Origin of the sequence: Alkalihalobacillus sp. CinArs1, assembly GCF_947387515.1 — a bacterium.
Taxonomy (GTDB): domain Bacteria; phylum Bacillota; class Bacilli; order Bacillales; family Guptibacillaceae; genus Guptibacillus.
The window spans coordinates 72,316-91,816 of sequence record NZ_CANDOB010000003.1; the positions used below are offsets into that span (position 1 = coordinate 72,316).

The window sequence follows — 19,501 nt, forward strand, 5'->3', positions numbered from 1 at the left end:
TCTATTTAGACATTTTATTGTATGATAGTTAGATAGAAAAGAGGTTAGAACATGATCTATACTACAGCAGGAAGACCTACCTCTTCCTCCATAGAAGAAGCAAAACGATTAGCACATACTTATAATGGTCATTACATAAATAGAAGAAAACGTTCCGTAAACGAACTTTTAAACGAGACTCAACAACCAATCCTCGTAGTTGGAAATAACAAGTTAGTTTTATATGTAGATAGCAGAGAGCCGATCTTCTTTCACCCAAACTCCGCTATGTTCCGCTGCAAGTCCCTTATGAAAGGAAATAGCGATCCATTTGTTGAAGCTTGTGGATTAAGAGAAGGAATGAGCTTACTGGACTGCACAGCAGGACTAGCTTCAGATAGTATCGTAGGGAGCTTAGCAACGGGCTCGAGTGGCATGGTAGATGCATGCGAGGGTTCATTACTTGGAATTTTACTCCAAGAAGGGTTGAAGAAGTGGAAGACGGGTAACGAACAAATAGACGCGGCGATGAGCAGAGTATCGATAACGTTAAAAAGATATGAAGAAGTATTGCCTACCATTCCAGATAACGCCTATGACGTGGTTTACTTTGACCCTATGTTTGAAGAGACGATCCTTCAGTCTGACGGTGTACAAGGCATTCGAAACGTAGCGATATACGATGATTTAACGATTGAGATGGTAAAAGAAGCGAAACGCGTAGCAAGGAAAAGGATCGTACTTAAAGATTTCTGGAAAAGCGACCGATTCGATCAACTAGGGTTTGACCAGCAAATCCGAAAAACTTCAAAGTTTCATTACGGAATTATAGAACTATAGGAGGGGTGCTATGCTTCCCGATCACCTTGATATGAACTTACAAATCATTTTCATAGGTTTTAACCCTGGGCTTAAATCAGAAGAAGTAGGGCATCATTATGCAAACCCTACGAATCGGTTTTACTCAGTATTATACCGTTCAGGATTAACAGACCGGCAGCTAAAGCCAGAAGAAGACGGTCGATTGCTTCGATACGGATATGGTTTGACAAACATTGTTGATCGACCGACAAGAGGTGTTAAAGAATTAACGACTGAGGACTACAACCGAGGCAGAAAACAGCTCCTCAAAAAAATTAAGCTGTATCGACCAAGAATAAATTGTTTCGTTGGCAAAGGTGTATACCAAAAGTTTTCAGGAATTAAAAAAGTGAGTTGGGGGTTTCAACAGCATAATCAGGTTGAAGGCACAAGAGATTTCGTCGCTCCTTCAACAAGTGGTCTCGTCAGGATGAGTCTTGAAGAACTCGTTGATATTTATAAGCAGCTAAAGAAATAACGCGTCCAAATCGGACGCGTTTTTGATAACTATACAAATCGTAATAACAAGCGTTTTAACAGTGGTGTGAGGTAAGCAGGAATATCTTGAGCAGAAGGAATGACAAGGCTTTGCGTTCCATAGATGTTCTTCATCGTGTTTTTTTCTTTCTCCTGTGGTTCACCATTTGAAAGAAAGACACCGATCACTTCAATCCCTTGCTTCCTAGTGTTGTTAACTGCTTCATGCGTGTCGATAATTCCATTTTCACTATAATCATAAGCAGAAGGCTCGCCATCTGTGAAGACGATGAGAATCTTATGCTTTTCATGACGGCTCTGTAGTTCCTGAGCGGCTTTACGAATCGCATAGCCATCACGATTATCTTCCTCTGGTTCGAGCTGCATAATAGCAGGACCTACATTAGGAAGAGTAGAGCGGTTGTAGTCGATCACGTTAAAAAGAGTGTTCGGCTGCTGTTCATCATCTGCTTCAAACGCATCTTCATAAAATCCCGTAATCGAGTGTTTGATATCAAGCCCCTTCAGCGTCTCGTGAAACAGCGTGATGCCAAGCCGTGTTTCTTCCATTTTGTCATACATAGAAGCAGAACAATCGACTAGGAGAGAGAAAGTCACATCAAGCTTCGTGCTAGGTGCATTCTTCTTATAGAATAATCTTGGGTTCTTATCTGTGACTAGTCTAAGGAGTTTTCTGTTCAATCGCCCAAAGTGTAGATCACTTCGTGGAGCGATCTGTTTCTGTTCGATCGTTTTTTGAATAGCACTTCTTAGTGATTTCTCAGCATACTGGATTTCACCTTTAGCAGTACGATACGCTGCCTTTTCATCTTCAGTAGGTTTTTCTGATTCTCGTTGTTGTTCTTTGACGAATTTGTTTGCTTCTCCAAGCGGTGCTTCTTTTGAAGATGAGGCGGTATTATTGTTTTTCAAAATCTCTTCCTCATCAAACTGACTTCCTTCAGACTGTTTAGAAGCACCTTGTACACTAACAAAGGCTTGATCTCCAGACTCTTCTTTACGCTCACCTTCACCGATGAGATCTGATTTCGCACCTTCTTCTAGATCGAACTGAAGAAAATTAGAACCTTCTTGCTCTTGTTCTTCATGCCAAGTATTCAACTCTTCATCATGAGACTCTTTGTCTTCATTATCGCTCGTTTCTAGTGTGTCCTCATTTTTGAGCTCTGGAGCTTGCTCTTCCGTGACAATTTCAGGTTTAGAAGACTTTCCATACATCGTGAGGTACTCGGTTGTCATATCCTTCAAATCTCCGCTCAATTCATCAGAAAACAGTTCAGCGAGTTTAGCCACATCCGCAGTACTCCCTGCTTTGTTTATTTCAGTAATCATATGCCTGATATAAGGTTTATAAGGCGATAAGTGGTCGTTCAATGCGACTGGTTTGCCGATTGCTTGAAGGTAGATTGCACAGAAAAGCGCATCAAGATGCTGCTGCTGTCGAACGTGGACTTCCATTCTTCCTCTAAATCGCTTCTGAAATAAACGTTTTCTCGTTTCAAAAGCGTAAGCCGTTCCAGGTCTTCTATTAATACAAATCGCTTCTAGACGTATATCTTCTAGAAGAGAAAACAATTGCTTACGAAATAGCGGATATGATCGATTGTGTAGGTTGAAAAGATACTTGTCGACTTCCACATAATCGGTATTGTGTACATTACCGAGTGAGCGTAAGTATACATCGCTCTTCATTCCATCAAACTGCGAACCATCAAAAATATCGTTCCAGTAATGGCTCACTGTCACTAAGCTTTCTTCAGGCCTATAGTAAGAATGAAAGGCAAATTGCACATCAATTTCGCTGTTACTCAAGGTTTCTGCTAGGTCAGATAGTGAAAGATGCAGAAAAGGATCCGTCTGATTCTCAGCAAAATTTAAAAACTTCATTTATATTGTCTCCTGATAGCGACCAAAAATCGTTTCTGCAATGTTTTCAACTGCTGCTTTTTCCCGTTCATCCTCAAGTTTATCTGTAATCGCCCGTTTGATGGCTCTTCTTGGTTCCATGTAAGTCGTAAGATCACAAGCATCTAGTAAAGAACGGGTAGAAGCTGCTTCTTCTGAAATCTGACCATCGATTACTTTCGATTGAAGATCAGAAGATAGCGTAACGAAGTGATCGAGTAGGGTTGATTCAGAAAGTAACGATTGATCTTGTAGCATCTCTTTAAGGGCTTTACCTTCTAAGTATGGAACCTCGATGACGATGAAACGGTTTTTCAAAGCTTCATTTAGTGGTGCGGTTCCGATGTAACCTTCGTTGATCGCAGCGATAACGCCAAAGTTTTCTTTTGCTCTAACCGTTTCTCCTGTGAAAGGATTCAATACCATTCGTCTATAATCGAGTACTCCGTTCAGAATCGGTAGTGTTTCCGCTTTAGCTGTATTTATTTCATCGATATAGAGTAGCTGTCCTTTCTTCATCGCGTTTTCAACAGGTCCAGGCACAAACGTAATATGAGCATTGTTCTGATCGTCATAAGACAATGTCTTATATCCTAGGAGTGCTTCAGCATCTAAATCAACTGAACAGTTGATCGAATACATCGGTTGGTTGAACATGTAGCTGATGAGCTCTGCGAGTTTTGTTTTACCAGCACCAGTCGGACCTTTTAATAGAACATTTTTTCCTAGAATCAATGCTGTTACTGCGTCCTTTACGATTGATGAGTCAGGGGCTGTATAGCCTTTTGAACCTATTAAATAGGAGTCGGTATCGCTCGCTTCTTTTTGTCGTTTTTCAATTCTTTCTTTTATTTCATTCGGGATGTTATATTCTTCATTGATATTCATTGCCGTTCCCTCCGCATAAATCAATTTCGCATACATTCAACAGTTAACTATAACGGAATAAAACCTATCTTGTCTAATAACACCTTTTTGCAAACTGTCGATTGTGTATCGTTTTACCGTAAAGAAGAGATGAGCTATACTAGTTTTAGTTAATCTGCCTTAAAAAAGGAGCAAATGTCATGAAGGCAATACAAATAGAACATGTACAAGAACTACTTGAAAAATTTGAGAATCAACAAATATATCTGCACCTTGAAACGACGAGTGGTGCCTATGCAGCACAAAATAAAGAAAAACTATCTGTCGGTGCATATATAAGGAACGGTTCTGTTCGATTTACAAACGTTAAGATCGCAGGAGCAGGTCCTTACAGAATCGGTTTTAAATTAGATGAAGGATGGATGTATGCTGAAGGGTTAACAGACTATCAACTCGATAATAAAGGAAGACTTCTGATGGCTGGTCACGATGATAGCGGACGATTAGCTATTGCTGTTCAACTCAGCCATACACCGTTCGAATAAGGGGGGGAGAAAAAATGGAAAAGCAAGTATTAGTGATATTTCCTCATCCAGATGATGAAGCATTTGGGACAGCCGGGGTTATGACGAAATTTGTTCAAGATGGTGTACCTGTAACCTATGCATGTGCCACACTTGGAGAAATGGGTAGGAACATGGGGAATCCATTTTTCGCAACAAGAGAAACGCTTCCCGAAGTAAGAAAGGAAGAGCTTCTAAATGCTTGTAAAGCGATGGGTGTGAAAGACCTTCGTATGCTTGGTTTTAGAGACAAGACGCTAGAATTTGAAGATCCAGAACTTCTTGTCTCGTCGATAGGAAGGTTGATCGACGAACTACAACCTTCATTAATCATCACATTTTACCCAGGGCATGGCATCCATCCGGATCACGATGCATGCGGGCATGCTGTTGTGGAGGCTGTCAAACGTATACCACATGAAAAGCGACCAACGATTTATGGTTTACCCATCACTCCTGAAAGAGAAGAGGTACTAGGGAAACCCGATCGCGTATTCGATGTAACTGATGTTATGGAAACGAAAATAAAAACCATCGAAGCACACAGATCGCAAACGGAAGCGATGGTACCGAGGCTTAAGGATGGCACGCTCGATCTCAATTCTGAGATGTTAAAGTTCATTAAGCAAGAATCGTTCTGGATCTATCCGATCACATAATCTGTTGAGGTTCATATCTATTCGAGCTCGAACATGTTATAATACCCTGTATATTAATTATAGATGGAGGAATACGACCTAAATGATTAACGTTACTGATGTTAGCTTACGGTATGGTGATCGTAAGCTTTTTGAAGATGTAAATATTAAATTCACTCCGGGCAACTGCTATGGTTTGATCGGAGCGAACGGTGCTGGTAAATCAACTTTCCTTAAAATTCTTTCCGGTGAAGTTGAACCTCAAACTGGAGACGTAAGTATGGGGAAAGACGAGCGTCTTGCAGTCTTAAAGCAGAACCACTTTGAGTACGAAGAGTATGAAGTGCTTGATGCGGTTATTATGGGTCATGCTCGTTTATATGAAGTCATGAAGGAAAAAAATGAGATCTATATGAAAGAAGATTTCTCTGATGAAGATGGCATGAAAGCTGCTGAGCTTGAAGGAGAATTTGCTGAACTTAACGGTTGGGAAGCAGAATCTGACGCAGCAGTATTGCTAACTGGACTTGGAATTTCAGAAGACCTTCACCATAAGAAGCTCGCAGACTTACCTGGTTCTGAAAAGGTAAAAGTTTTGCTTGCTCAAGCGCTGTTCGGTTCTCCTGACATCCTTTTACTTGATGAGCCGACGAACAACCTTGATCTTAAAGCGATTCAGTGGCTTGAAGAGTTCTTGATCAACTTTGAAAACACGGTTATCGTCGTTTCCCACGACCGTCACTTCTTAAACAAAGTTTGTACGCATATGGCAGACCTTGACTTCGGTAAAATCCAGATTTACGTAGGTAACTATGATTTCTGGTATGAGTCTAGTCAGCTTGCTCGTAAGATGAAAGAGGACCAAAACAAGAAGAAGGAAGAAAAGATTAAAGAACTTCAAGCCTTCGTTGCAAGGTTTAGTGCGAACGCTTCTAAATCAAAGCAAGCAACATCTCGTAAGAAGTTGCTTGATAAGATCACGCTTGATGACATTAAACCTTCTTCTCGTAAGTATCCTTACGTCGCGTTTACACCAAACCGTGAGATCGGAAACGACCTTCTTGTTGTAGACGGGTTAACGAAGACGATCGACGGTGTGAAAGTACTAGATAATGTTAGCTTCCGTCTTAACAAGGATGACAAAGTGGCACTTGTTGGTAGAAACGAGATTGCGAACACAGTACTAATGAAGATTTTGATGGGTGAAATGGAAGCAGATAGCGGTACGTATAAGTGGGGAATCACGACGTCTCAAGCATACTTCCCGAAAGATAATTCCGATTACTTTGAAGGACAGGATCTGAACCTTGTAGAATGGTTGAGACAGTATTCTCCTGAAGATCAAACAGAGAGTTTCCTTCGTGGTTTCTTAGGAAGAATGCTATTCTCAGGTGAGGAAGTTCACAAGAAGGCAAGCGTCCTTTCCGGAGGAGAGAAGGTACGTTGTATGCTTTCTAAAATGATGCTTAGTGGTTCAAACGTCCTTCTACTTGACGATCCGACGAACCACCTTGATCTAGAATCGATCACGGCACTGAACAATGGTCTCATCAACTTTAAAGGCTCTCTTATCTTTACGAGTCATGACCATCAGTTCGTCCAAACGATTGCGAACAGAGTAATCGAAATTACTCCAAATGGTGTCATCGATAAAGAATCAACTTACGATGAATACCTAGAAGATGAAGCGTTACAAGCTAAAGCTGAGAAAATGTATAATTAAAACAGAAATGCGTCCCGAATTCGGGACGCATTTTTTTATGTGTATGCCTTTTGGGACATTCTATTTTGTAAGAAGCGTAATCGTAAAAACAATGTGATCGCAGCAACAAGGAGGCCCGAGCTTAATCCGATCCAATACCCATAAGGTCCGAATGAAGTGAATTTAGCCAGAACATACCCTGAAGGAAGTCCGACGATCCAGTATGAGATGAGGCTCATGAGAAGCGTGATGTTCACGTCTTTGTAACCGCGTAATGCCCCCTGTATAGGAGCAGCAATCGCATCTGAAAGTTGGAAGAATACAGCATAGATCAGGAACACCTTGATCAATTCGAAAACTTCCCTGTCACTCGTATACCAACCCGCTATGGCATCATTGAAGAAAAAGAGTACGAACGCTGATAACAATGCCATCCCAACAGCAAATCCAATACCTAGATACCCATACACTTTAGCATCACGAAACCGTTTTCCGCCAACTTCAAAACCAACAGCGATGGTTAATGCCATCGAAATACTTAATGGAATCATATATAAAAGCGAAGCAAAGTTGATAGCAGCCTGGTGAGCTGCTATCGTCTCTGTAGAGTATGCACTCATCAATAACGTAACTGCTGCAAAAATACTAACTTCAAAGAAGATTGAAAACCCTATTGGAACTCCTATTTTCAGTTGTTCGATCCAAGTGGATAGTGATACACCATACCAGCGTTTAAACAAGTCGAACGTTCGAAATGGGCGTACTTTTAAGATAAAGAATAAGCTGATTATTAAAATGAACCAATAGGTGATCGCAGAAGCATACCCTGCACCGATCCCACCGAGTTTTGGAAAGCCAAACTTACCGAAAATCAATACATAATTGAAGAATATGTTGATAGGAAGTGACAAGAGTGTAATTATCATCGTTGTTCTTGTTTGACCGAGTGCATCGATAAAACTTCTTAGGACTGAATAAATAAAAAGGGGAAGAATCCCGAAAGATAAACCAATTAGATACCCTTTCGCAACATATTGCACGTGGTCATTTAAGTCCATTAGCGATAGAAGAGGATTTAGAGCAATTCCTCCACCTATTAAGATGAGTACTGATAAGGCGATCGATAAATAGATCCCTTGTAAGACTGAAAATGAGACGCGATCTTCTTGATTTGCTCCTATATAGTGAGAAACGATAGGGGTAATAGCAAGCAAAATCCCACTCAATCCAGTGAATACAGGCACCCATAAACTTGATCCGATCGCTACACCAGCGAGATCACCGGCACCAGCTCTACCACTCATAAGTGTGTCGAAAAAATTCATCGAGTATAGTCCGAGTTGTGTGATGAGGATTGGATATAACACGGTTACTAATAATTTTAGTTTGTCTCTGAGTGATTGAGTAGGGTACATATGAGAACATCCTAACTGTATAGTTTCGTTACCAGAAAAATTATAGCATATCTATAGAGAAGAACTAGAAAGAAATGGTATGATAAGAATGTGAAGTATTGAACATGTAAGGAGGGTTTTGATGACTGATCGTAATAATCCCATCATCTTATTCGATGGTGTATGTAATCTATGTAATGGACTCGTTCAGTTTATGTTGAAGCATGACAAGCAAAGTGTTTTCAAATTCGCATCGCTTCAATCAGAAGTTGCTGCCGAATTGTTGAAGAATGCTGATGTAGAAGAGATACCAGATAGTATCATCGTCATTGCTGATGGACGCGTTTATTATAAATCTAGAGCTGTTCTCTACATATGTAAAAGACTAGGGGGCGTTTTTAACTTCATTAGAATCATTCGTATTCTTCCTGTCTTCATTAGAGATAAAATGTACGATGTGATCGCGAAAAAAAGATATGCATTGTTCGGTAAAAGAGATTCATGCATGCTTCCAAGTAAGAAATACAATGACAGGTTTATAGGTTAGGCTCACATCATGTGAGTCTTTTTTTTTTACGACACTTTGAACGTTTTTTGAAGAAACGATTTTACATTATGTATAGTGCTTCATCTACAACAATCTTCTACACTTTTTATAGAAAGAAAATTCAGTCAATTACAAGGACGGTCAAAGGAGGATCGTACATATGTCTGATTCAGTAAAAATAGGCTTAATTCAGGCTAAAAACGATGTTGATGGAAATGAAGAAGTAGAAAAGCATAAAGAGGTAGCGATAGAAAAACACTTAAAGTTGGTGCAGGAAGCAAGTGAACGTGGCGCACAGATCGTCTGTTTACAGGAGATCTTCTATGGACCTTACTTTTGTGCTGAACAAAACAAAAAGTGGTATGACGCTGCAGAAGAAATTCCAGATGGACCGACTACGAAGCGATTTCAGGCTGTTGCACGAGATCTAGGAATCGTTATTGTTCTTCCTATTTATGAACGAGAGGGCATTTCAACCTACTACAATACAGCAGCAGTAATTGATGCAGATGGTTCATATCTCGGTAAATATCGTAAACAGCACATACCTCAGGTAGCGGTTGGTGATAACGGACACGGTTTTTGGGAGAAGTACTATTTTAAACCAGGAAACCTTGGTTATCCCGTATTTGATACCGCATTTGGGAAAGTAGGGGTTTATATTTGTTATGACAGGCACTTTCCTGAAGGCGCACGACTGCTAGGATTGAATGGTGCTGAGATCGTATTCAATCCTTCTGCTACAGTTGCAGGATTATCGGAGTATTTGTGGAAGCTCGAGCAGCCTGCACATGCTGTTGCAAACGGCTATTACCTCGGAGCAATCAATCGGGTAGGTATGGAAGGACCATGGAACATGGGGGAGTTCTATGGTCAATCGTACCTCGTTGATCCTAGGGGGAACTTTGTTGCGACAGGATCACGTGATCAAGACGAAGTCATCATCGGAGTAGTGGATAAGAAGTTGATTCGTGAAGTTCGTGATTTATGGCAGTTTTACCGTGATCGAAGACCGGAAACCTATAATGAAATGACGTCATTGTTACCGTAATAATGAGCAGCAGGTGTAGGCATGAAATACACCTGCTTTTTATTTTAATGAAGGGGGACACGTTCATGAGTACTGTTGAATCGCCTTTACCTGACAAGTTTACAGCTAATTTCAAAGAAGTTGAGTTGCCACTCTCTAATCAAGAGGCATTAAATGAAGCAAACAGGTGTCTTTATTGCTATGATGCTCCCTGTATAAACGCTTGTCCAACAGGAATCGATATTCCATCGTTTATTAAGAAAATCGCATCAGGTAACATGAAGGGTTCTGCTACAACAATTATGACAGCGAACCCTGTAGGAGCTAGTTGTTCGAGGGTCTGTCCTACTGAAGAGCTTTGTGAAGGGGCTTGTGTATTAAATCACTCTACGAAACCGATCTTGATAGGTAATTTACAGCGGTATGCGACAGACTGGGCAATTAAAAACGATCAAGTGTTATTTAAGAAAGGGGAACCTAACGGCAAAAAAGTAGCAATTGTAGGAGGTGGCCCCGGCGGCCTATCTGCTGCGAGAGAGCTAGCATTACTTGGTTATGATGTAACTGTTTATGAAGCGGAAAAAGAAGCTGGTGGTTTAGACACATTCGGAATCGTTTCTTTCAGGCTTCCTAAGAAGATCTCTCTATGGGAAGTAGAGCAGGTCGAACAGCTCGGCGTCACGATAAACACAGGAGTTAGAGTAGGTAAAGATATCGAATTTGATGAACTTCTTAAAACAAATGAAAGAGTTATTCTTGCGATCGGTATGGGGAATGTACCGAATCTTAACGTACCTGGTGAAACATTTAATGGAGTTCATGATGCGATCGAACTTGTGAGAAGTACAAAGTCTTCTCCATTTCCCACTCATCTAGAAGGCAAGAAGGTCGTCGTGATCGGTGCAGGTAATACCGCGATCGATGGTGCAACATGCTCTGTACGGCTTGGTGCAGAAAATGTGAAGATCATCTACAGACGTACAGAGAAAGAGATGACTGCATACGACTTTGAATATGAGTTTGCAAAACAAGACGGCGTAGAATTTCGTTGGCTAACACAGCCGATCGAAATAGTAGGTGACGCTGATGGTAACGTTAAAGGGTTAAAATGCGTCAAGATGCAGTTAGGCGAGGCATCAAGTGACGGTAGGAAAAGACCAGAGCCAGTGCCAGATTCTGAGTTTATCATCGAATGTGATGCTGTGGTTAAAGCGATTGGACAAAAGCGTCACACTGATTTTATTGAAAAGTTAGGCTTAGCTCATCATGATGGTGTCATTTTGATCAATAAAGATTCCATGCAAACGTCAAATTCACGGGTTTACGCTTGCGGTGACGTGATTTTCGGCAAGGGACAAGGAGAAGCGATGGTCGTATCAGCTGCTCAGCAAGGAAAAACAGCTGCGTACCATGTACACGAAAGTTTAAAAGAAATGTATTCCGCGTAGAAAGGAGAATGTATATGGCAGATTTAAGAACAAACCTTGCTGGAATAACATCACCAAATCCGTTTTGGTTAGCTTCAGCTCCACCCACAAATTCAGGATATCAAGTGCAGCGTGCATTTGAGGCAGGATGGGGAGGAGCCGTATGGAAAACGCTCGGTGACCCTATTCTAAACGTTTCATCAAGATATGCAGCAGTTTCCTTTAATGGTCAGAGAGTAGCTGGGTTTAATAACATCGAACTGATTACGGACCGGCCTCTTGAAGTGAATTTAAAAGAAATCTATGAAACGAAAAAACGCTTCCCTGAACATGCTGTAGTCGCATCGTTAATGGTAGAACCGAAACAGGAAGCATGGCATGAAATCGTAAAGAAAGTTGAAGCTGTAGGAGTAGACGGTCTAGAGTTAAACTTTGGATGTCCTCATGGTATGGCTGAACGTGGCATGGGCTCAGCATCAGGTCAAGTTCCAGACCTTGTAGAAAAGCAAACGGCCTGGGCGAAAGAAGCCGCAGGAACACCGGTTATCGTTAAGTTAACGCCGAACATAACAGATATCACTGCAACTGCAGAAGCAGCGGTAAGAGGTGGAGCAGACTCCGTAAGTATGATAAACACGATCAATAGTTTAGCAGGAGTTGATATCGATACATGGCTTCCGATTCCCAATGTAAGTGGGAAAGGAGCTCACGGTGGATATTGTGGACCTGCTGTTAAGCCGATCGCTTTAAATATGGTAAGTGAGTGTGCGAGAAGCAGCCGTATCAACGTGCCAATCTCTGGGATGGGTGGCGTTTCTAACTGGCAGAACGCCGTAGAATTTATGTTGATGGGAGCAAGTAACGTACAAATTTGCACGGCCGCTATGCATCACGGCTTTCGTATTATCGAAGACCTTGTTGAAGGATTATCAAACTACCTCGATGATAGAGGAATCTTATCGATTCAAGACATTATTGGAAAGTCAGTACCCACCTATTCAGATTGGGGAAATCTTGATCTAAATTATAATGTGGTAGCTCGGATCAATAATGATGTGTGTATCAATTGTAATAAGTGTCATATTGCTTGTGAGGATACTTCTCATCAATGCATCGATCGATTACAGGATGAGGGTGGAAACCCTATCCTCCGTGTAAGAGAAGAAGATTGTGTTGGGTGTAATCTATGTTCGATCGTTTGTCCAGTGGATGGTGCGATCGATATGATCGAAGTCCCCCATGAACTACCTGTGATGACATGGAACGATCGGCAGTCGCTTTTAGGTGCGTTAAAAGACAGTAAAATTACAAAGTAAAGGGGATTTATCATGAACAAAATAATTCGAAATGGCACGATCGTTACTGCAAGTGAAACCTACCAGGCGGATCTACTCATCAAAGACGGTAAAATTGCGATGATAGGCAGCTCATTGAATGAGGATGGAGCAGAGGAAATCGATGCCAAAGGTTGCTACGTATTTCCTGGTGGGATAGACCCTCATACACACCTCGAAATGCCGTTTGGCGGAACTGTTACAAAAGATGACTTTGAAACAGGAACGATTGCAGCAGCTTTTGGTGGGACAACCTCTATCATCGATTTCTGTTTGACTGAAAAAGGTAAACCGTTAGCAGACGCCGTAAAAACATGGCATGCCAAATCAAAAGATAAATCTGTGATCGATTATAGCTTCCATTTGATGATCAGTGAGATTAATGATTCAGTACTGAAGGAACTGCCTGAAATTATAAAAAATGAAGGCATTACATCTTTTAAAGTCTTCATGGCCTATAAAAATGTGTTTCAATCAGACGATGAAACCCTCTATCGAACGCTTCTAGCTGCTAAAGAGCTTGGAGCTCTAGTTATGGTGCACGCTGAAAACGGTGACGTCATCGAATATTTAACGAAAGATGCCCTTTCTAAAGGCAAGACTGAACCGATCTACCATGCACTTACAAGACCTCCTGAAGTCGAAGGGGAAGCTACCGGTCGTGCGGCACAACTAACAGGACTCGCAAACTCTCAGCTATATGTGGTTCACGTGAGCTGTAAAGAAGCCGCTGACAAAATCGCAGAAGCAAGAAAGAAAGGCTATGATATCTATGGTGAAACATGTCCACAATATTTAGTTCTTGATCAATCATATCTAGAGAAACCTAATTTTGAAGGTGCAAAGTATGTATGGAGTCCGCCACTTAGAGAAAAGTGGAATCAAGACGCGTTATGGAATGCGTTAAGAATAGGTGAACTTCAGACGATTGGATCCGACCAATGCTCATTTGATTTTAGGGGACAAAAAGATTTAGGTCGAGATGACTTTACAAAAATCCCGAATGGCGGACCGATGATCGAGGATCGATTTAGTATCTTATTCTCTGAAGGTGTTGTAAAAGGACGAATCTCTTTAAATCAGTTCGTTGATGTTACGTCTACACGGTCTGCTAAGCTCTTTGGACTATTTCCTAATAAGGGTTCGATTGCCGTAGGAGCAGATGCAGATATCGTAATATTCGATCCTGAAATAAAGCGAACGTTATCAGCATCAACACACCATATGGCGGTTGATTATAATGCTTTCGAAGGAATGGAAGTAACGGGCGAGCCTATTTCTGTTCTTGTAAGAGGAGATTATGTCATCAAGAATAAACAATTCGTAGGCACACCGGGATCTGGACACTATATGAAGCGTGCAAAATACGGACAGTTTAGCCAAAAGACAGACAAAACCATCACAATACAATAAGCAGTGTTAAAGGAGATAGCTGAATGAAAAAAGATGTAAGCTATTTGAAATCACCTGACTTATTGCCAATTGCTCATAAGGATAAGAAAATCGGAACGACTGGTTTTGCGATGATGTGGGTCGGTATGGCAGTGGTGTTAGCAGCGTTTGCGATCGGTGGGGCTGGTGTACAATCACTTTCCCTTACGTGGGTTGTGATCGCAACATTGATCGGTTCCGTTGCGATCGGGTTATTTATTACGATAATCGGAGATATTGGCATCGAACACGGTCTGTCATTTCCAGTATACATGAGAGCACCGTTTGGCACCCTTGGCACACATATCCCTTCGATTGTAAGGGGACTAGCTGCTTCGTTCTGGTTTGGAATCAACACGTATTTTGGTTCAACTGCTATGAATGCCATCTTAAATGTTTTGTTCGGTTTTGATAACTGGTTCGTATGTTTCCTTCTATTTGCGACAGTTCAATTAGTGAATACATCTCTTGGCATTAAAGCTGTCGAAAGGTTCGCAGATCTTGCTGCTCCAGTAATCATCCTTATTTCTGTTTGGATGTATATCTCACTCTCTGATCAAGCTCTTGCACAAGGTAGAGAAGTTTGGAGCTGGATCGAGAGTCCCGTAACCGGAGGAGCAGCTGTCTCAGCATTTTTAGTCGTGATCTTTAGCAACATGGGGTTTTGGGCGACGATTTCAGCAGATATTCCTTCTATCTCTCGATTTATTAAAGCTCCTCAGTTTGAAAGGAGCTGGCTTAAACGGAATAAAGGAACGTTGATCGGGAGTGTAATCGCATTGCCGCTAACACAAACGTTCATGGTAATCATCGGAGGAGTTTCTTATATAGCCGTTTCAAACTATGACCCAGTCGTTGCATTGCAAGAAGCTGCCACGGGACTTATCTTAGGCATCTTACTATTGATGATCGTATTAGCACAATGGTCGACAAATGTATCTGCTAACCTTGTGCCAGCAGCTACGATTTTCTCAAACGTAGGAGGACCAAAAGTTCCTTTTTGGGCAGGTGTATTCATCGCTGGTATCGTAGGGTCCGTCGTACAGCCGTGGAGCTTGTTCAATATTCTTATACCGATCTTACTTGTAGTCGGCGGTATTTTATCAGCGATTATCGGCATTTTGTATTGTGACTATTACGTATTGAGAAAAAGAAGGGTGAATGTGCCAGACCTTTATGAAGATCATGGACAATTCCGCTACGCTTATGGGGTTAATCTCGCTGGTTTGATCGCCTGGATTATTGGAGGAGTAGCAGCGTACTATCTATCTACTTATTCTTTCTTAGTTGGTTTTCTTGTTGGTGCTATCTCTTACTATCTACTTGCAAAGTTTTGGTGGTTTAAGAAGTACTCTCAAGCAGAGATCCTTGAGCCTAGTGACGAGAAATACTTAGGGATAACCGTAGGAAGAGATTGGATCATTGATACTGAGACCGAAAAGGAGTCAGTGAAAGAGGTCGGTAGTTCAATCGAATAAAGGAGGAAGTGCAATGAGTGAACATGAGGCGTATATAATCGAACGTGAAAAGATCGACTACTTTATTGATAGAGGCTATAAGATCAGCGGTGTGTTAGAAAATTTGGAAGGCGCATTTATAGAATTTAGCATGAATACAGATAATAAAGAAGACTCTAAAGAGACTCTCCAAATCAAAACTGCTAATGGGAGAAAGTACTTTTCTGCACTTTTATTAAAGCAAATTCAATCTGTATCCTAAAGGAGGATGGGGATGGAATACAATCTGTATTCTAAGGACAGCGCTTATCCTTGTGAAGTTACAATCGACGATGAGAATGGTCGCTACATGATTCGGAAAGCTGACACGAGTGGAGAAGTGTTTAATTCTGTTGAAGACTTAACAACCTGGATTAGAGGAAATTGGAAAGAGGAAGATTTCAGAAGTAGAAAACAATATCATTACTTACTAGAGGTTTTGGAGGAAATGGAGTCTCGTGCAGATACCGGACAATAGTCCGGTATTTTTGTTTCTCATATAAAAATTTCAATTACCGTACTATTTTGAATATTTTGAAGGAATTCAAAACAAAGAAGTATAACTATATTTAATAGACTAAAAAGATAAAAGCGTATCTCCTAACAATACCTTTCTCATTAGACGATTGAATGACAGGGGGAGAAAGAATGCTTCGGATGACGAGCTTAACGGTACAGGAAGTCCTTGAACGAGAACAATTTCAAAATGCAACCGTGATTGCTGGACGTGAAGGATTGAACCGTAGAATAAAATGGGTGCATGTTATGGAAGTAACATCAGTTAGACAATTGCTTAATGGGGACGAACTGATTTTATCAACAGGATTCGTATGGAAAGATAACCTCGATGTTTTTCTATCGATTGTCAAGCAGTTGATCCAGAGCAATGCTGCAGGGCTTTGTATAGAAATCGGTACATATATGGACTCAATCCCTGAAGAGATTATACAGCTTGCAGATGAATCCAAGTTCCCTATCATCATCTTCAATCAGGAAGTAAGGTTTGTCGATATTACCCAAGATTTACACTCTCTCCTTATCGCGCATCATTATCAATTGATTTCAGATCTTGAACAGTTTTCACAAGAATTGAATAGTTTACTGCTCCAGCCCCAGTGTCTTCAAAACATTCTAGCGCATCTTTCTAATAAAACAGGTATGCAAGTGATCTACCAACCAAAAGATGGTCAAGCACAATTTGTACCCGACGTGTCTAACGAAAAAAAAGAAACCTTTCTTCATTTCATTACATTGCAGCCTATGGGTAAGGGCCTCGTCCTTCAAAACGTCCAGGCGATGGATTATTTATTTGCTAAGTTAATCCTAGTTCCAGCTCCGCATACTTCTGTATCGGATTACGACATGCTCTTATTAGATCGAAGCGCAACTGCCATCGCTCAATTTTTACTTCGCGAATTATATATCGAAGAGAAAAAGCGCGTCAAGGAAACAGAATGGTTATATGATTGGCTAGAAGGCAAACACACAGAAGAGAGAATCTTATCTTACTTAGTAGATATCGATGCAACATTGATTCCAAAAGGGCTATTAGTGTGCACATGCCGTTTTGTTAATAAGAAAAACGAGACATCGTCGCAGATCACTTACTTCATGCTTCTCGTTAGATCGCTCTTTGAGCAAGAAGGCTTTTTCGTTCTTTCATTAACCACAAGAAATAAACTAGTCATTATATTACTAAATCGACGTGAAGAATCGGATGTCATTCAAAGACTAAGGACTGCTTTCGATCGATTGATGGCAAACGATACACTGAAAAATCGGACAGTTCCTGAGATTGACCGGATTAGTATCGGGAAACATGTACGGTTATTGAAAGAAATGCACAAGAGTTATGAATCGTCATTAGAAGCTTTAACGATCAATGATAAGCTCTGTAACAAAAGTTCTAAAGTCATCTATCATCAAGACTTCCACATTTATCGTATGATTTTCCAGCTTACAAAAAACAAAGAATTGCAGGAATTTATGTTCGACTATTTATCTCCAGTGATTCATTATGATGAGAAGAATAATAGTAACCTATTAAATACACTTAAAGTATATATGTGTTGCAATGGTTCTAAAAAGGAAACGGCTGAACAACTCTATGTTGTAAGACAAACGCTTTATCATCGCCTTGAAAAACTTGAAGAATTATTAGGCAAAGATTTTATGAGTTCTCCGAAACGACAAGCGATCGAGTTTTCTCTTCACGCATATGATTACCTGCAGACATAAAGCACCGTGTAAAACAACTACAGAAACCATGTTACGTTTTGTCTAATGACCCTTTAATCACTAATCACCTACAATAATTGTAGGAGTTAGACTAAAGGAGGGCATTTCATGGCAGTTATTAAAAACGATACGGTAGTTTTGAAGAATTTCGTGAACGGTGAATGGGTCAGTGCAAGGAGTATCGATACGCTAGATGTTGAAAACCCTGCAACTGAAGAGAGATTAGCTTGTGTACCTCTTTCATCCAAGGAAGATGTAAGTCTTGCTGTTCGTTCTGCTAAAGAGGCATTTAAAACTTGGAGAAATGTTCCTGTCCCGAAGCGTGCTAGAGTGCTGTTCACCTTTCATTCATTGCTAGTTCACCACCATGAAGAACTAGCAGAACTTGTGGTGAAAGAGAACGGTAAGAGTTATAAAGAAGCTTATGGGGAAGTGCAGCGAGGGATCGAATGCGTAGAATTTGCTGCAGGAGCTCCTACCCTTATGATGGGTGATAACCTTTCTACAATCGCTGAAGATATCGACTCTGAGATGTATCGGTATCCAGTGGGCGTCGTTGGAGGTATCACACCGTTTAACTTCCCTATGATGGTTCCACTTTGGATGTTCCCACTTGCGATCGCTTGTGGTAACACATTCGTATTGAAGCCTTCTGAACGCACTCCCATCTTAGCAAACCGACTTGCTGAACTTTTAACAGAAGCAGGACTTCCAAAAGGAGTCTTCAATATCGTTCACGGTGCCCATGATGTGGTGAACGGGATGCTCACAGATGAAGATGTGAAAGCGATTTCTTTCGTTGGATCACAGCCAGTTGCAAAATATGTGTATGAAAAAGCCGCTTTGAATGGTAAGCGAGTTCAAGCACTTTCTGGCGCGAAAAACCATCACATCATCATGCCTGATGCTGACATTGAAAAAGCCGTACAACAAGTCTTAAGCTCTACGTTCGGAAGTGCTGGCCAGCGATGTATGGCATGTAGTGCCGTTGTAGTCGTTGGAGATGGGGAAAAGTTTAAAACATCTTTAAAACTAAAAGCAGATGAGTTGAAGTTAGGAAATGGATTAGATGAAGATGTTTTACTTACACCAGTGATTCGTAAATCACATCGAGAGAAGGTTTTAGGATATATTCAAAAAGGATTGCAAGAAGGTGCTAGCTTAATTCGTGATGGAAGAAAAGAAATGGAAGAACAAGAGAACGGGAATTTTCTCGGTCCAACTATTTTTGATGAGGTAACGCCAGATATGACGATTGCAAAAGAGGAGATTTTTGCACCCGTTTTAAGTTTACTGCATGCTGATACGTTATCAGATGCACTAGGCATTATCGAAAAATCAAGATATGGGAATGGAGCAACGATCTATACAAAAGACGCTGCTGCCGTTCGTAAATTTCGTGAAGAAGCAGATGCAGGAATGCTTGGAGTAAATGTCGGTGTACCAGCACCGTTGGCATTCTTTCCGTTTTCAGGTTGGAAGGATTCATTCTACGGTGACTTACATGCAAATGGGAAAGATGGCGTAAATTTCTATACGCGGCGTAAAATGATTACGACCCGTTTTGACTATTAGTAAGGGGGAGTGGAGA

Annotated in this window: 18 protein-coding genes; 15 read left to right on the plus strand and 3 right to left on the minus strand. The window is 40.9% G+C overall.

Annotated features, from left to right (window positions below; genetic code table 11):
- Positions 1 to 51: 51 nt before the first annotated feature.
- Both PFZ69_RS16160 and mug read left to right on the plus strand, forming a co-directional pair.
- The gene (locus PFZ69_RS16160) at positions 52 to 819 is read left to right on the plus strand and encodes a class I SAM-dependent methyltransferase (RefSeq protein ID WP_270182134.1); all 768 of its coding nucleotides are present in this window, start codon (positions 52 to 54) and stop codon (positions 817 to 819) included.
- A 10-nt stretch (positions 820 to 829) separates the two neighbouring features.
- Positions 830 to 1,318: a G/U mismatch-specific DNA glycosylase gene (gene mug / locus PFZ69_RS16165; protein WP_270182135.1), complete on the plus strand. Its 489-nt coding sequence runs from the start codon at positions 830 to 832 to the stop codon at positions 1,316 to 1,318.
- A gap of 29 nt (positions 1,319 to 1,347) precedes the next feature.
- On the opposite strand, the gene PFZ69_RS16170 is transcribed toward mug, so the two are convergent.
- The gene (locus PFZ69_RS16170; protein WP_270182136.1) at positions 1,348 to 3,225 is read right to left on the minus strand and encodes a vWA domain-containing protein; all 1,878 of its coding nucleotides are present in this window, start codon (positions 3,223 to 3,225) and stop codon (positions 1,348 to 1,350) included.
- Positions 3,226 to 4,131: an ATP-binding protein gene (locus PFZ69_RS16175; RefSeq protein ID WP_270182137.1), complete on the minus strand. Its 906-nt coding sequence runs from the start codon at positions 4,129 to 4,131 to the stop codon at positions 3,226 to 3,228.
- 179 nt (positions 4,132 to 4,310) lie between these two features.
- On the opposite strand from PFZ69_RS16175, the gene PFZ69_RS16180 reads away from it, so the two are divergent.
- The 3 genes from PFZ69_RS16180 (at position 4,311) to PFZ69_RS16190 (ending at position 7,034) form a co-directional block, all read left to right on the plus strand.
- The gene (locus tag PFZ69_RS16180; protein ID WP_270182138.1) at positions 4,311 to 4,655 is read left to right on the plus strand and encodes a YojF family protein; all 345 of its coding nucleotides are present in this window, start codon (positions 4,311 to 4,313) and stop codon (positions 4,653 to 4,655) included.
- A gap of 14 nt (positions 4,656 to 4,669) precedes the next feature.
- Positions 4,670 to 5,332: a bacillithiol biosynthesis deacetylase BshB2 gene (gene bshB2 / locus PFZ69_RS16185; RefSeq protein WP_270182139.1), complete on the plus strand. Its 663-nt coding sequence runs from the start codon at positions 4,670 to 4,672 to the stop codon at positions 5,330 to 5,332.
- A gap of 82 nt (positions 5,333 to 5,414) precedes the next feature.
- A complete protein-coding gene (locus tag PFZ69_RS16190) occupies positions 5,415 to 7,034 on the plus strand; it encodes an ABC-F family ATP-binding cassette domain-containing protein (RefSeq protein WP_270182140.1) in 1,620 nt (539 codons plus the stop codon).
- 35 nt (positions 7,035 to 7,069) lie between these two features.
- Here PFZ69_RS16190 and PFZ69_RS16195 read toward each other — a convergent pair whose 3' ends face one another.
- On the minus strand, positions 7,070 to 8,428 hold the full coding sequence (locus PFZ69_RS16195; protein WP_270182141.1) for an MATE family efflux transporter: 1,359 nt from the start codon (positions 8,426 to 8,428) through the stop codon (positions 7,070 to 7,072).
- Positions 8,429 to 8,549: 121 nt separating this feature from the next.
- Here PFZ69_RS16195 and PFZ69_RS16200 point away from each other — a divergent pair, with 121 nt between their 5' ends.
- From PFZ69_RS16200 to PFZ69_RS16245, 10 genes are all read left to right on the plus strand, one after another.
- Entirely contained in the window at positions 8,550 to 8,954 is a 405-nt protein-coding gene (locus PFZ69_RS16200) for a thiol-disulfide oxidoreductase DCC family protein (RefSeq protein ID WP_270182142.1), read from the plus strand.
- A 160-nt stretch (positions 8,955 to 9,114) separates the two neighbouring features.
- Complete coding sequence (locus PFZ69_RS16205; protein WP_270182143.1) at positions 9,115 to 10,005, plus strand: nitrilase-related carbon-nitrogen hydrolase; 891 nt, start codon at positions 9,115 to 9,117, stop codon at positions 10,003 to 10,005.
- A gap of 65 nt (positions 10,006 to 10,070) precedes the next feature.
- Entirely contained in the window at positions 10,071 to 11,432 is a 1,362-nt protein-coding gene (locus tag PFZ69_RS16210; protein ID WP_270182144.1) for an NAD(P)-dependent oxidoreductase, read from the plus strand.
- Positions 11,433 to 11,446: 14 nt separating this feature from the next.
- Complete coding sequence (gene preA / locus PFZ69_RS16215) at positions 11,447 to 12,727, plus strand: NAD-dependent dihydropyrimidine dehydrogenase subunit PreA (protein WP_270182145.1); 1,281 nt, start codon at positions 11,447 to 11,449, stop codon at positions 12,725 to 12,727.
- 12 nt (positions 12,728 to 12,739) lie between these two features.
- The gene (hydA, locus tag PFZ69_RS16220) at positions 12,740 to 14,158 is read left to right on the plus strand and encodes a dihydropyrimidinase (RefSeq protein ID WP_270182146.1); all 1,419 of its coding nucleotides are present in this window, start codon (positions 12,740 to 12,742) and stop codon (positions 14,156 to 14,158) included.
- Positions 14,159 to 14,181: 23 nt separating this feature from the next.
- Positions 14,182 to 15,654 carry an NCS1 family transporter gene (locus tag PFZ69_RS16225; protein WP_270182147.1) on the plus strand — a complete coding sequence of 491 codons (1,473 nt, stop codon included), beginning with the start codon at positions 14,182 to 14,184 and terminating at the stop codon, positions 15,652 to 15,654.
- 13 nt (positions 15,655 to 15,667) lie between these two features.
- Entirely contained in the window at positions 15,668 to 15,895 is a 228-nt protein-coding gene (locus tag PFZ69_RS16230; protein ID WP_270182148.1) for a hypothetical protein, read from the plus strand.
- Positions 15,896 to 15,907: 12 nt separating this feature from the next.
- The gene (locus tag PFZ69_RS16235) at positions 15,908 to 16,150 is read left to right on the plus strand and encodes a hypothetical protein (protein WP_270182149.1); all 243 of its coding nucleotides are present in this window, start codon (positions 15,908 to 15,910) and stop codon (positions 16,148 to 16,150) included.
- A gap of 170 nt (positions 16,151 to 16,320) precedes the next feature.
- A complete protein-coding gene (locus PFZ69_RS16240; RefSeq protein ID WP_270182150.1) occupies positions 16,321 to 17,910 on the plus strand; it encodes a PucR family transcriptional regulator in 1,590 nt (529 codons plus the stop codon).
- 108 nt (positions 17,911 to 18,018) lie between these two features.
- On the plus strand, positions 18,019 to 19,485 hold the full coding sequence (locus tag PFZ69_RS16245) for a CoA-acylating methylmalonate-semialdehyde dehydrogenase (RefSeq protein ID WP_270182151.1): 1,467 nt from the start codon (positions 18,019 to 18,021) through the stop codon (positions 19,483 to 19,485).
- Positions 19,486 to 19,501 lie beyond the last annotated feature (16 nt).